This is a genomic window from Brevundimonas sp. NPDC007368, assembly GCF_042869015.1.
Lineage (GTDB): Bacteria > Pseudomonadota > Alphaproteobacteria > Caulobacterales > Caulobacteraceae > Brevundimonas.
Map to the genome: position 1 here is coordinate 680,984 of NZ_JBIAFA010000001.1, position 12,796 is coordinate 693,779.

Here is a 12,796-nt window from a genome sequence, read left to right on the forward strand (position 1 = left end):
TGAAAAATGAAGGAAATCTGCGGCCAAGCTGAGGATGCGGGCTTTCAAACCTTCCGACTCATATTACCGGAGTAACACTCCGTTAACTCAAAAGGGGTTTTCCTTAACACGCTCATAACCAATGCGATTCGGCGGGGATTTCGCATTGGGGTTAACGGGCAGGGTCGGAAAGTCGGAACAAGAACATGTCTCTCTCGCTGGTGAAGCCGCAACACACGGAACTGAAGCCCCGGATCGTCGTCTTCGGCGTCGGCGGCGCGGGCGGAAACGCCGTGAACAACATGATCGACGCCGGCCTTGAAGGGGTCGAGTTCGTCGTCGCCAACACCGATGCCCAGCACCTCAGCTTCGCCAAGACCGACCGCCGCATTCAACTGGGCGAGACCATCACCCAGGGTCTCGGCGCCGGCGCCCACCCCGAAGTCGGCATGAACGCCGCCGAGGAGAGCGCTGACGAGATTCACGCGCACCTGGACGGCGCGCACATGGTCTTCATCACCTGCGGCATGGGCGGCGGCACCGGCACCGGCGCGGCCCCCGTCATCGCCAAGTGCGCCCGCGACCGCGGCATCTTGACCGTCGGCGTCGTCACCAAGCCCTTCACCTTCGAGGGCCGTCACCGCATGCGTCTGGCGGACTCGGGCGTCGCCGAACTGCAGCGCTACGTCGACACCCTGATCGTCATCCCGAACCAGAACCTGTTCCGTGTCGCCAACGAGCGCACGACCTTCGCCGACGCCTTCGGCATGGCCGACCAGGTGCTGCACTCGGGCGTCCGCTCGATCACCGACCTGATGATCCTGCCGGGCCTGATCAACCTCGACTTCGCCGACGTCCGCGCCGTCATGTCCGAAATGGGCAAGGCGATGATGGGCACGGGCGAGGCCACGGGCGACGACCGCGCCCTGCTGGCGGCCCAGAACGCCATCGCCAACCCGCTGCTGGACGAAACCAGCCTCAAGGGCGCCAAGGCCGTGCTGGTGAACATCACCGGCGGTCTGGACATGACGCTGCTGGAAGTGGACGAGGCCGCCAACGCCATCGCCGCCGAAGTGGACGGTGACGCCAACATCATCTTCGGCGCCGCCTTCGACCCGGCCCTGGACGGCAAGATCCGCGTCTCGGTCGTCGCCACCGGCATGGACGAGGCCGTCATCCAGAAGATCGAACCCCAGGGTTCGGCCTTCTCGGACCGCCGCCCGACCGCTGCCGCGCCGCGTCAGCCGGAAGTCCGCATCGACCCGGTTCGCGAACCGGCCCGCGCGCCCGAGCCCGCTCCGGTCTATGAAGCCCCGGCCGCCCGCGCCGCGCCCGAACCGCGCCCGGAGCCCGTCATCCACGACGCGCCCCGCAATCTGGAGCCGATCGTCGATCCCTGGGTCGAGGAGTACGAATCCGGCGCCGTTCGCGCGGAACCCGCCGCCGCCTCGCAGGGCGATCTCTACTTCGACCGCGGTCAGCAACAGCAGCCGCAAGCCCGTCCGGCCCCGCGCCGCGAAGAGCCGGTCGCTGAAGAAGAATACTACGACGACCGTGATCACCGCCGCAGCGGCTGGAGCCTGTTCGGCAAGAAGCGCCAGCAGCCGCAACAGCAGCAGTCGCAGCCGTCCTATGCTCCGTCGCCGTCGTCCAACCGCACGACCCAGCAACTGCGCCAGTCCCAATCGGTCCAGCCGACCCTGGACTATCAGGCCGGCCAGGCTGAGGACGACGACCTGGAAATCCCGTCCTTCCTTCGCCGCCTCGCGAACTGATCGGACGAAACCCTGATTGAAACGCCCCGGAGCCCAGCTCCGGGGCGTTCTAGTTGTTAGGGCCTGTCGTCAGACCGAAACATTTCGAAACCCATCTTTCATTTCGCGCTTGAGCCGTCGTGGCTAAACGACAGGCGAGGCGAACTCCGCACGACTGCGCGGAGCCGCGCAGTACAGAGAGTTTCCATTGTCGGTCCGTAACGACCATCACGAACAGACCATCGTCGCTCCGGCCATCACAGCCGGCGTGGGCGTCCATACCGGCCAGCGCGTCAAGCTGGTCGTGCGTCCGGCTGCGCCCGGCGCGGGCATCGTCTTCGTGCGCACCGACATCACCGACCGCGACAACCGGATCCCCGTCTCGGGCGAGGCTGTCGTCGACGCCCGCCTGAACACCATGATCGAGAACGCGGCGGGCGTGCGCCTGTCGACCATCGAGCACCTGATGGCCGCCCTGTGCGCGCTCGGCGTCTCCAACGCCGTGATCGAGGTCGACGGCCCCGAGCTGCCGATCCTGGACGGCTCGGCCCTGCAGTTCGTGCAACTGCTGGACCGCGCTGGCTTCCGCCGTCAGGAAGCCCCGATCCGCTACATCGAGATCCTCAAGCCGATCCGGGTGGAGGAGGGCGACAAGTCCGCCGTCCTCAAGCCCTGCGACCGTTACGAGATGCGCTTCGAGATCGACTTCCCCACGCCGGTCATCGGCAATCAGGTGGTGGACTTCGTCGTGGACGAGGCGACCTTCCGCTCGGACATCATGGCCGCCCGCACTTTCGGCTTCGCCCATGAGGTCGAGGCCCTGCGTCAGGCCGGTCTGGCTCGCGGTGGTTCGCTGGAAAACGCCATGGTCATCGACGGTGACGAAATCCTGAACCCTGGCGGTCTGCGCATGGAACGCGAGTTCGTGCGCCACAAGGCCCTGGACGCCATCGGCGACCTCTATGTCCTCGGCGCGCCGCTGCTGGGCCGTTACGAAGGCGTCAAGGCGGGCCACGCCCTGAACAACAAGCTGGTCCGCGCCCTGCTGGCCCAGCCCGACGCCTGGCGCGAAATCACCCGCGTCCCCGACATGGCGATGGCGGGCTAATCAGCCCAGGCTGATCGTCGAGATCAACCGCCCGAAATCCGGCTCTTCCGCCAAGAAGGCGCGACGGTTCGAGTAGAAGCGGCCTGCGTCCGCGCGCGTGTCGTCGCCGGTCCAGGCGGCGTCGCCGACGCCGGACTGCTCCAGCCGCCACAGGACGAAGCCGGGCAGGTCGAACAGGCGCTTGTCCTCGGTCGCGCCGGGGGCGAAGAAGCGCTCGCTGCCCGGATCATGGCGGGCGAAGCGCTCTTGATAGTCAGCGCCGACCTCATAGCTGGCCTGGGCGATGCAGGGGCCGACGACGGCGACCATGCGCTCAGGCCGGGCGCCGAGGGCCTCCATGGCGGCCACCGTCGAGTGGATGATCCCGCCCAGCGCGCCCTTCCAGCCCGCGTGGGCCGCGCCGACCACGCCCGCCTCGGCGTCGGCGAACAGTACGGGTGCGCAGTCGGCGGTCAGGACGGAGGCGATCGGGCCGCGCACGGCGCTGACCACGGCGTCGCCCTCGGGCCGTTCGCCCTTCCAGCCGGCCTCGGCCACGCGGGCCACGGCGGAGTGGATCTGATAGCAGCCGCACAGGTCGTCATTCACCCCGCCCATCCACTCGGCCACGCGGCGGCGGTTCTCGGCCACGGCTGTGGGATCATCCTTGGACCCCACGCCTGCGTTCAGGCCCGCGTAGATCCCCTCGGACACGCCGCCCTGGCGGGTGAAGAAGCCGTGACGCACTCCGGCCTTGTCGAGCAGCGGGTGGGTGATGGGGTTCAGGCTCATGCGGCCTCCAGCGAGTTACGGGCGGCGTTGACGGCGGCCTCGACGGCCTTGCGGGCCTGAGGGCTGTTCTTCCAGCAGGTCGAGCCCAGGCTGACGGCGGCCCCGGCGCAGACCACGGCGGGATCGGCCTGGGCCAAACGTTCAAAGGCGCCCAGACCCTGCTCCTCGAGCCGCTCGACGACCTTGGGGCCGACGCCCTTCACGGCCAGAAGCACGGCCCGTTCCCGGTCGGAAAAACGCATCGTCACACTCCCTGCGGAAACAGACCGCAGACTTCAAAAGCCGGGCAGGGTCAGCGCGCGGGGCGAGAAGATCGCCGCCGCCTTGAACAGTTCGCCCATCTGGTCCGGCGCGGTCAGGCGGTCCAGCTGGCGCTGGATGACAGGGGCGGCGTCGGGGCGGGCCTGCATCAACCGCTGGGCGCGGGCTTCGATTCCCAGGGCCTTGAGGAAGGCGCCCTGACCGACGCAGCCGGTCACGTCGGCGCCGCTGCGCACGGCGGCCTCCAGCACCAGGGGATAGTCGGCCCATTGCGTCAGGTCGGCCTCGCCCGGGGTCGCCAGTGGATCGACCTTCTGGTGCCGCCGCAGGCCCTGCAGGGTGTCGCCCGGCCCCGGTTGGCTGCGGCCATAGTCGATCAGCAGGGCCGCGCCCGAGGCGGCCTTGACCAGGGTGGCCAGATCGCGAGCGAAGGCGGCCTGCTGCTCCGAAATCTCGACCACCTGGCCCGGCTCGACGTCATACTCGGGCCGGTCAAAGCCGCCGGAGATGGCGACCAGACCGAAGGTCAGCTCATTGTCGTCGGTGACGCCGACGCGGCGCTCGGCCCAGCCGCCCTCGGTCTTCATGAACTGACGCGCGGGCATGCAGTCCAGCACCTCGTTGCCGATCAGGATGACCGGAGCGTCGGTCTCTATCTGGTGCAGGGCGCTGAGCCAGCGGGGGTGGACGTCGGCGTCGGCCAGCCGCCGCGCCTGCTCGGCCCGCAGTGGTGCGCTGGGCTCGATCAGGATCAGGTCCACGGCCTCGAGGAAGCCGGGGACCAGCCGCGCGGCCCGCAGGGCGTCGGACATCAGCGTCCCGTCGCCCGGCCCGACCTCGACCAGCCGAACCCGCTCGGGCGCGCCCAGACGGCTCCAGGTCTCGACGGCCCACAGGCCGATTAGTTCGCCGAACATCTGGCTGACCAGGGGGGCGGTGATGAAGTCGCCGCCTTCGCCCAAGATCGTATGGTGGGCCGGTCGGGTCGCGTAATAACCGCTCTTGGGGTCGTGCAGGCAACGCGTGACATAGTCCGCCACCGTCATCGGCCCGGTCAGCACGATCTCGCGGACCAGACGGTCCTTGAGGGTCTCGGTCATGACGTCTTACGCCTCCGTGACGGCCGGCTTCTTCAGCGCCCGCCAGATCAGCCAGGCGCCGACCAGCATCATCGGGATCGACAGGATCATGCCCATGGTCAGGCCCAGCGGCAGGTGCTCGAACCCGGCGTCCGGCTGGCGCACGTTCTCCAGCGTGGCGCGGCAGACGCCGTAGCCCAGCAGGAACAGGCCGGTGACGAAGCCCGGACGCTTCAGCATCCGCCATTTCCAGATGGCCAGGGACAGGATGGCGAACAGCAGCAGGCCCTCCAGGCCCGCTTCATACAGCTGGCTTGGGTGGCGCGGCTCGTTGCCGGCGGGGCAGAAGCCGTACATCTGTTCGATGCGGGCGTTGCAGAAGCGGATGGCCCAGGGAACCGTCGTCTCGCGGCCCCACAGCTCGCCGTTGATGAAGTTGGCGATGCGGCCGAAGAACAGGCCCAGCGGCGCGACCGGCGCGATCAGGTCGCCCAGGCTCAGCGGATTGATCTTCTGGCGGTTGGCGTAGACCGCAATGGCGATGACGACGCCGAGGAAGCCGCCGTGGAAGCTCATCCCGCCGGTCCACAGTTGCAGCAGCTCCAGCCGCTCGCCCCAGCTGTCGCCGGTGAACAACTGGGCGAACATGGCCGGCTTGTAGAAGAGGGCGTAACCGAACCGGCCGCCCAGGATGACGCCCAGGGTGATCCACAGCACCAGGTCGTCCAGTTGCGGTCCCGTCACCGGCGGCTTGCCCGGCGCCCACAGGCGCTCCGTCTTGGCCAAACGCGAGGCGTACCACCAGCCCAGCACGATCCCCGCGACATAGGCCAGGGCGTACCAGCGAATGGGCAGGGGGCCGAGATGGATCAGGACAGGGTCGAATTCGGGGAAGGGCACAGGGCCTCCGTCAGCGCCGTTTGGGACCCGAAATCATCTAGCAAGCGAGACCGCATTCGTCGCGCGCTTTTCCCGCGAAGCAGTTTATAGCCGGTTCGGACGGCAAGGTTTCGTTCACCCAATTTACGACGCCATTAACCATATGCTGGTGTGGCAAAGACGCGAGAGTTCATCATGCAGACGCGCAATCCGATCCTCGACGAGTTCGCCAAGCTGACGACGGGCGCCATGGGTCTGGCCCAGGCCGCGGGCGACGAGGCCAAGGCCGCCTGGCGCGCCCAGACCGATCGTTTCGTCGCCGAGATGGACCTGGTCCGTCGTGACGAGTTCGACGTGCTGAAGGACGAGATCGCGGCCCTGCGCGCCGAGATCGCCGAGCTTAAGGCTCAGAAATCGCCCGCGAAAAAGACGCCGAGCGGAACGTCCACAGCCGCGAAGCCTGACGCTGACGCCGCCGGTTGAGCCGAATCTGCGAACACGTTTACCGTTCGTTTGCAGGTCGTGAGTCGCGACCCTCGAGTTAAGATTGTGAACCCCTGATGGATGCAGCCCGACCCGAAGAGGTCGACGTTCCCTACGACCCCCTGGATGTCGTGGAGCACGTCCTCAACGCGGAGAACCTGCCGTTTGACCGCACGGACGACGGCGACCTCGCCTTCGCCCTGGCCGGCGACTGGAAGGACTATGAGCTGTGGTTCGCCTGGCGGCCCGAGGGCGACTGCCTTCAACTGTGCTGCGCCCTGGACCTGCGGGTCATGAAGACGCGCCGCGCCGCCGCCTATGAACTGGTGTCGATGATCAACCAGCGCACCTGGCTGGGGCATTTCGAGGTCTGGCCGGATGAGGGCGAGATCGTCTTCCGTCATTCGCTGGCCCTGCCGCACAGCGAACGCCCGACCCTGGCCCAGGCGGCCTCCATGATCGACGCCGCCATCGAGGCCGCCGATCGCTACTACCCCGCCTTCGACTTCATGGTGCGCGGTTCCAAGAAGGCGCAGGAAGCCATCGACGCCTGCCTGTTCGAAACCGTGGGCACAGCCTAATGAGCCGCGCGGTCGTTCTGCAAGGCGTAGGGCGGCTGGGCTCGGCCATCCTCGAAGGCTGGCTGAAGACGGGAGCGGTCGATCCCGACGACCTCATCATCCTGACCCCGTCCGAGAAGCCCGCCGCCGAGGCGGCGCGGGCCCTGGGCGCGCGGATCAATCCGCCGCTGGAAGCCCTGGCGGACGCCCGCGCCTTCGTCATCGGGGTCAAGCCGGCCAAGTGGTTCGAGGCCTCTCGCCCGATCCTGCCGCACCTGTCGCCCGACGCCGTGATCGTCTCGGTCATGGCCGGGGTGAGAGGCGAGACCATTTCCGAGGGCTTCGACGGTCGTGCCGTCGTCCGCATCATGCCGACGACCGGTGTGGCCCAGGCCCAGGGCGTGGCGACCATCTGGGCCGCTGACGCCGCCGCCCGCACCGTAGGCGAGGCCCTGTTCGGCCCCATCGCCGAGACGGTTCATCTGGACGAGGAAGCCGCCATGCACGCCGCAACGGCTGTGTCCGGCTGCGGCCCGGCCTACTTCTTCGCCTTCACCCGCGCCCTGGCCCAGGCCGGGGTCGAGGAAGGTCTGACGCCCGAGGCCGCCGTGCGGCTGGCCCGCGCCACCCTGCGATCCGCCGCGGCGGGGGTTGAGGGAACCGAGGCTCTGGACGCCCTGATCGACCGCGTGGCCTCGCCCGGCGGCGTGACCCAGGCCGGCCTTGTGGCCCTGAATGCAAACGGCGCCCTCGACCGGGCGGTCGAGAGCGCCGTTCAGGCGGCTGTGGCCAAGTCGACTGAACTCAGCGGCTGATCGTTAGCGTTTGACGTAGCGGCCGTCGGCCAGGTTACGGGCCAGACGATCATAGGCGGTGCCGGCGTCCTGCCAGGTGCTGTAACCGCGCACATCCGCCAGACTGGTTGAATAATAGTCGTATTTCACCGGTTGTACGTCACCGTTGGCCATGGTCACCGTGCCTTCAATGGCGGCGCCGCCGATCGAGATGCTGCGGATGGGGTCCAGGCCCGGCTTGTCGCTGATCTGCTGCATCGTCGGCCGGTTGGGCTTCAGGTCGGTGATCGTCAGCTCAATCCGCGCCCCGTCCAGGGCATGGCGCTGCGTCAGGACGCGCGTGACCTTGGCCGTCAGGTCATCGACCTGTTGTTGAACATCGCGCTGTCCCAGTTCTTCAGCGGTCTTGGCAAAGTCGGGACTGACGGTGACGACCACGGCTGAAGGCTGGGCCGAGGCGGCGCCGGCCAGCAAGAGGGCGGCGGTCATTGGTGCAAGAAAGGCGAAGTTACGCATCATACGGACTCCTGATCCAGGCCCCCCTGGAACAGGTGCAAGATGGCGATGATTTTACAGCCACGCCAGAGGGAGGCGCGATTTATCCCGGCAGGCGGATCGAAGCCTTCAGTCCGCCCAGGTCGCTGCGGCTCAGGGTGATGTCGCCGCCGTGGCCGCGCGCCACGTCGCGGGCGATGGCCAGGCCGAGACCGACGCCCTTGCTGTTCTGATTGCGCGAGGCGTCCAGTCGGGAGAAGGGCCGGAAGGCCTCCTCGTGCATGTCTTCCGGGATGCCGGGACCGTCATCCTCGACCGCGATCTCGATCCCCCCCGAGGGAAGGGGGCGGGCCGACAACCGCACGTGTTCGCCGTGAGAGGCGGCGTTGCCGGCCAGATTGTTCAGGGCGCGACGGAAGGCGAGGGGACGCAACTGGGCGTCCAGTTCGTCAGGCGTCTCAAGCGTGACCTCGGCGCCGGCGCGGCGGGCGTCGTCGGCGGCGCGGCGCAGCATTTCGGGGATCGAGACCATTTGCATCGCTTCTCCGGCCTCGCCGCGCGCGAAGGCCAGGTACTCGTCGATCATGTGCTCCATCTCGTCCAGGTCGCCTTTCATCGCCTCGGCGCGCTTGAAGGGCGGGGCCAGGGCCAACTCCAGCCGCAGACGGGTCAGGGGCGTGCGCAGGTCGTGGCTCACCGAGGCCAGCAGGGCGGTGCGCTGGTCGATATGACGCTGGATGCGGGCGCGCATGTCGAGGAAGGCCGAGGCGGCCGCTCGGACCTCGCGCGCGCCGTGCGGCTTGAAGCGCGGCACGCTCTCGCCCCGGCCAAAGGCCTCGGCGGCGTCGGCCAGGCGCTCGATGGCGCGCACCTGGTTGCGGATGAACAGCACCGCCACGCCCAGCAACAGGATGGTGGCGATCATCAGCCACAGGACGAAGATGTGCGCCTGGGTCGCCACGGCCCGTTCGCGCGGGGCGATGACGCGCAGCACGCCGTCGGGCTCCTGCACGCGGATGTCGACATAGGCGGGGTAGCGGGTCGTATCGAACCAGAAGGGCTGGTCCAAGCGCGAGGCCAGGGCCTTTTCCATGGTGCGGTCGACCACGCCGATGGCGCCGCGCCGCTGTTCCCGGGGCAGGCTGGCGCCTTCCTGGAAGGCGACCGACAACTGCATGGAGCGCTCGGCCCGGTCGGCGATGACGGACAGATTCTGCGCGGTGGGCTCGTCGCGATAGCTCTCGGCGGCCCAGGCCACGTCTCCGGCCAAGCCCTCGGACAGGCGCGCGGTCACGGCTTGCCAGTGGGCGTCGAAGAAGGCCCAGGTCACGGCCCCCTGCATGATCAGCACCGGCAGGACGATGATCAGCAGCGACCGGCCCCACAGCGAGGTCGGCAGGCGGCGCTTGATCACTCGCGCCCAGACGTTGAACGGCAGCAGCCGCATGACGCGATCAGTCCGGCGCCAGCATGTAGCCGACGCCGCGCACGGTCTGCAGATAGCGCGGGTTCTTGGGATCGGCTTCCAGCTTGCGGCGCAGGCGTGTCACCTGGACATCCACGGCGCGGCCGGTGATGTCGGCGGTGTCGGGCGACAGGTTCATCCGCTCGACCGGCGAGTGGGCGTGGATGGCCAGGGTCTTCAGCAATTGCGCCTCGGCCTCGGTCAGGCGCTGCAGTTCGCCGTCGCGGGTCAGCTCAAGCCGCTCCATGTCGAACACCGCCGGTCCCATGTGGATCTCGCGGGGCGTCATCGGCTTGCCGCCGGTGCGGCGCAGGATGGCCTCGACCCGCAGCGCCAGTTCGCGCGGATCAAAGGGCTTGGACATATAGTCGTCGGCCCCGCGCGACAGGCCCTCGATCCGGTCGTTGGGGTCGCCCTTGGCGGTCAGCAGCAGGACGGGGGTCTTGGACAGCGAGGCCTGGCTACGGATCCAGCTGGTCAGGTCAAAACCGCTCTCGCCCGGCATCATGACATCCAGCACGATCAGGTCGAACTCGATCAGCTCGACCAGACGCCGCGCCGCGCCCGCGTGGGCGGCGCCGGTGACGCGATAGCCCTCGCGCGTCAGGAACTCTTTGAGCAACTCGCGGATTCTGTCGTCGTCATCGACGACCAGCAGGTGGCGGCCGGCGCCGGGAGCAGCGATAGGGCCGGAGCGGCCGTTCGAGCGCGTATCAGTCATGTCTTAGGCGATCCTGCCGAACGCAAAGGCGTTGACGGCGGCGGGAGAGAAGAGTGTAACCGGACCACATCCCGAGGAGACGTTATTCAATGGCCTTCGTTCCTTTCGACGATCGTGACGGCTGGATCTGGTTTGACGGCGCGTTCGTGCCCTGGAGGGACGCGAAAACGCACGTTCTGACCCATGGCCTTCACTACGGCTCGTCGGTGTTCGAGGGTGAGCGTATGTATGGCGGCGAAATCTTCAAGCTGACGGCGCACAGCCAACGGCTGAAGCGCTCGGCCGAGCTGCTGGACTTCGACATTCCCTACAGCGTGGCCGAGATCGACGCCGCCTGCAAGGAAACCTGTGAAAAGAACGGCCTGACGGACTGCTACATCCGTCCGGTGGCCTATCTGGGCGCCGAGCAGCTCAGCGTCTCCTCGCTGAACAGCAAGGTCCACCTGGCCATCGCGGCCTGGGAATGGCCCAGCTATTTCGACCCCGAGGTCAAGAAGAAGGGCATTCGTCTGGAGTGGGCCAAGTGGCGCCGTCCCGACCCCGCAACGGCGCCTTCCACCGCCAAAGCCGGCGGCCTCTACATGATCTGCACCATGTCCAAGACGGCGGCCGAGAAGCGCGGCTTCGCCGACGCCATGATGCTGGACTGGCGCGGCTATGTCGCCGAGGCCACCGGCGCCAACGTCTTCTTCGTCCAGAACGGCGCTCTGCACACGCCGCGCGTGGACCACATCCTGGACGGCATCACCCGCCAGACCGTGATCGAGATGGCCCAGGCCAAGGGCATCGAGGTGGTGATCCGCGACATCCTGCCGGAAGAACTGGCGGACTTCTCGGAGTGCTTCCTCACCGGCTCGGCCGCCGAGGTCACCCCGGTCAGCGAGATCGGCGACTATCGCTTCACGCCGGGCGAGCTGTCGCTGACCCTGATGGACGACTACGGCAAGCTGGTCCGCGGCCAGCTCTGATCGGAACAAGCGGAGGGCTCACCCTCCGCCTTTTTCTTGCGCGCCTTCAGCGCGGGAGCCGAGGCCGGGCGCGGCAGGACGCCGCATGTGCTCTTGACCAGAGGGCGCACGGTAGCGTTCAAGCAGATTTCAAGGGCGGCTGCTGGCCGTCGGCCGGTCGCGGAGCCGCCTTTTCCATGTTCAGCCTTCTGAACCTGCAGAGCCTGTTCGGCCTGATCGTCATCATCGCCGTCTGCTGGGCCCTGTCCGAGAACCGCAAGCTCTTCCCCTGGCGGCTGGCCATCGGGGCGGTGCTGGTGCAGGCGGCGCTGATCCTGGCGACCTTCGCCATTCCCGGCTCGCAGGTGGTGCTGGACGGCATCAACAACGCCGTGAAGGGGCTGGAGCTGGCGACCGAGGAGGGGACCAAGTTCGTCTTCGGCTTTCTGGCGGGCGGGGATCAGCCCTACGCCGTGGCCAATGAAGGTGCCCTGTTCACCTTTGCCTTCAAGGTTCTGCCGCTGATTCTGGTGATCTCGGCCCTGTCGGCCCTGCTGTGGCACTGGAAGATCCTGAAGTGGATCACCCTGGGCTTCGGCTTCCTGTTCCAGCGCACCATGGGTCTGGGCGGCGCCTCGGCCCTGGCGGTCGCGGCCAATGTCTTCCTCGGCATGATCGAGAGCCCCATCGTCATCCGCGCCTATCTGGACAAGCTGACCCGCTCGGAACTGTTCCTGATGATGGTGGTGGGTCTGGCCACCGTCGCCGGCTCGACCATGGTGGCCTACGCCACCATTCTGTCGCCGGTGCTGACCAATGCGGCGGGCCACGTCCTGGTCGCCTCCATCGTCTCGGCCCCGGCGGGCGTCCTTCTGGCCCGCGTCATGATCCCCGAGAAGCCGGGCGAGGGCGGGGCGGTCGCCGACTACAACTCGGCGCTGAAGTACGACAGCGCCATCGACGCCATCGTCAAGGGCACGTCCGACGGCCTGATGGTGGTGCTGAACATCTCGGCCGTGCTGATCGTCTTTGTGGCCCTGGTGGCCCTGGCCAATGTCATGCTGGGCGCCTTCTGGATCGGCGGGGAACCGTTGAGCGTCGAGCGCATCCTCGGCGTGGTCTTCGCCCCCGTCGCCTGGCTGACCGGGGTGGAATGGGCCGACGCCCATACCGCCGGCTGGCTGCTGGGCGTCAAGCTGACCCTGACCGAGTTCGTCGCCTTCATCAAACTGGGCGAGGTCCCGGCCGGCGACATGAGCGAGCGCACCCGGATGCTGATGACTTATGCGCTGTGCGGCTTCGCCAACATCGGCTCGGTCGGCATCACCGTCACCGGACTGTCCGTGCTGATGCCCGAGCGCCGCGAAGAAGTCCTGGGTCTGGTGTGGAAGGCCCTGCTGGCGGGCTTCCTGGCCACCCTGATGACCGCCTGCATTGTCGGGGCCTTGCCCGCATCCGTCTTCGGACAGTAGCCTTCCGGACGATCATCCGAGGGGCGTT

At 67.6% G+C, this 12,796-nt stretch carries 14 protein-coding genes; 7 read left to right on the forward strand and 7 right to left on the reverse strand.

Features of this window, described 5'->3' with window-relative positions:
- Positions 1–185: 185 nt before the first annotated feature.
- Positions 186–1,754, forward strand: a complete 1,569-nt coding sequence (ftsZ, locus tag ACFYLW_RS03385) for a cell division protein FtsZ (RefSeq protein ID WP_292083921.1) — start codon at positions 186–188, stop codon at positions 1,752–1,754.
- A gap of 187 nt (positions 1,755–1,941) precedes the next feature.
- The gene (lpxC, locus tag ACFYLW_RS03390; RefSeq protein ID WP_390182829.1) at positions 1,942–2,841 is read left to right on the forward strand and encodes a UDP-3-O-acyl-N-acetylglucosamine deacetylase; all 900 of its coding nucleotides are present in this window, start codon (positions 1,942–1,944) and stop codon (positions 2,839–2,841) included.
- Here the strand turns inward: lpxC and pgeF are convergent, their stop codons facing one another.
- From pgeF to lgt, 4 genes are read right to left on the reverse strand one after another with little or no spacing between them, the layout of a single operon-like run.
- Entirely contained in the window at positions 2,842–3,612 is a 771-nt protein-coding gene (gene pgeF / locus ACFYLW_RS03395) for a peptidoglycan editing factor PgeF (protein ID WP_390182831.1), read from the reverse strand.
- Positions 3,609–3,854 (reverse strand): helix-hairpin-helix domain-containing protein, encoded by a 246-nt coding sequence (locus ACFYLW_RS03400; protein ID WP_390182833.1) that lies wholly within the window; start codon positions 3,852–3,854, stop codon positions 3,609–3,611. Before ACFYLW_RS03400 ends, pgeF begins: the two co-directional genes overlap by 4 nt.
- Positions 3,855–3,887: 33 nt before the next feature.
- Positions 3,888–4,973: a class I SAM-dependent methyltransferase gene (locus ACFYLW_RS03405; protein ID WP_390182834.1), complete on the reverse strand. Its 1,086-nt coding sequence runs from the start codon at positions 4,971–4,973 to the stop codon at positions 3,888–3,890.
- Positions 4,974–4,979: 6 nt separating this feature from the next.
- Entirely contained in the window at positions 4,980–5,852 is an 873-nt protein-coding gene (gene lgt, locus ACFYLW_RS03410) for a prolipoprotein diacylglyceryl transferase (protein ID WP_313472036.1), read from the reverse strand.
- 174 nt (positions 5,853–6,026) lie between these two features.
- Here lgt and ACFYLW_RS03415 point away from each other — a divergent pair, with 174 nt between their 5' ends.
- The 3 genes from ACFYLW_RS03415 to ACFYLW_RS03425 all read left to right on the forward strand — a co-directional run bounded on the left by ACFYLW_RS03415 (position 6,027) and on the right by ACFYLW_RS03425 (position 7,689).
- Positions 6,027–6,314, forward strand: a complete 288-nt coding sequence (locus ACFYLW_RS03415) for an accessory factor UbiK family protein (protein ID WP_292083914.1) — start codon at positions 6,027–6,029, stop codon at positions 6,312–6,314.
- Between the two features lie 77 nt (positions 6,315–6,391).
- Positions 6,392–6,895, forward strand: coding sequence for a YbjN domain-containing protein (locus tag ACFYLW_RS03420; protein ID WP_292032930.1), 504 nt, complete (start codon positions 6,392–6,394; stop codon positions 6,893–6,895).
- A complete protein-coding gene (locus ACFYLW_RS03425; RefSeq protein ID WP_390182835.1) occupies positions 6,895–7,689 on the forward strand; it encodes a pyrroline-5-carboxylate reductase family protein in 795 nt (264 codons plus the stop codon). The genes ACFYLW_RS03420 and ACFYLW_RS03425 overlap by 1 nt, the downstream gene beginning before the upstream one ends.
- A gap of 3 nt (positions 7,690–7,692) precedes the next feature.
- Here ACFYLW_RS03425 and ACFYLW_RS03430 read toward each other — a convergent pair whose 3' ends face one another.
- The 3 genes from ACFYLW_RS03430 to ACFYLW_RS03440 form a co-directional block, all read right to left on the reverse strand.
- A complete protein-coding gene (locus ACFYLW_RS03430; protein ID WP_390182836.1) occupies positions 7,693–8,184 on the reverse strand; it encodes a hypothetical protein in 492 nt (163 codons plus the stop codon).
- Between the two features lie 82 nt (positions 8,185–8,266).
- Positions 8,267–9,610, reverse strand: a complete 1,344-nt coding sequence (locus ACFYLW_RS03435) for an ATP-binding protein (RefSeq protein ID WP_390182837.1) — start codon at positions 9,608–9,610, stop codon at positions 8,267–8,269.
- Positions 9,611–9,617: 7 nt separating this feature from the next.
- Positions 9,618–10,349, reverse strand: coding sequence for a response regulator (locus ACFYLW_RS03440; protein ID WP_292083910.1), 732 nt, complete (start codon positions 10,347–10,349; stop codon positions 9,618–9,620).
- A gap of 89 nt (positions 10,350–10,438) precedes the next feature.
- On the opposite strand from ACFYLW_RS03440, the gene ACFYLW_RS03445 reads away from it, so the two are divergent.
- Both ACFYLW_RS03445 and ACFYLW_RS03450 read left to right on the forward strand, forming a co-directional pair.
- Positions 10,439–11,317 carry a branched-chain amino acid aminotransferase gene (locus ACFYLW_RS03445; RefSeq protein ID WP_390182838.1) on the forward strand — a complete coding sequence of 293 codons (879 nt, stop codon included), beginning with the start codon at positions 10,439–10,441 and terminating at the stop codon, positions 11,315–11,317.
- Positions 11,318–11,493: 176 nt separating this feature from the next.
- Entirely contained in the window at positions 11,494–12,768 is a 1,275-nt protein-coding gene (locus tag ACFYLW_RS03450) for a NupC/NupG family nucleoside CNT transporter (RefSeq protein ID WP_390182839.1), read from the forward strand.
- The last annotated feature ends 28 nt before the right edge of the window (positions 12,769–12,796 follow it).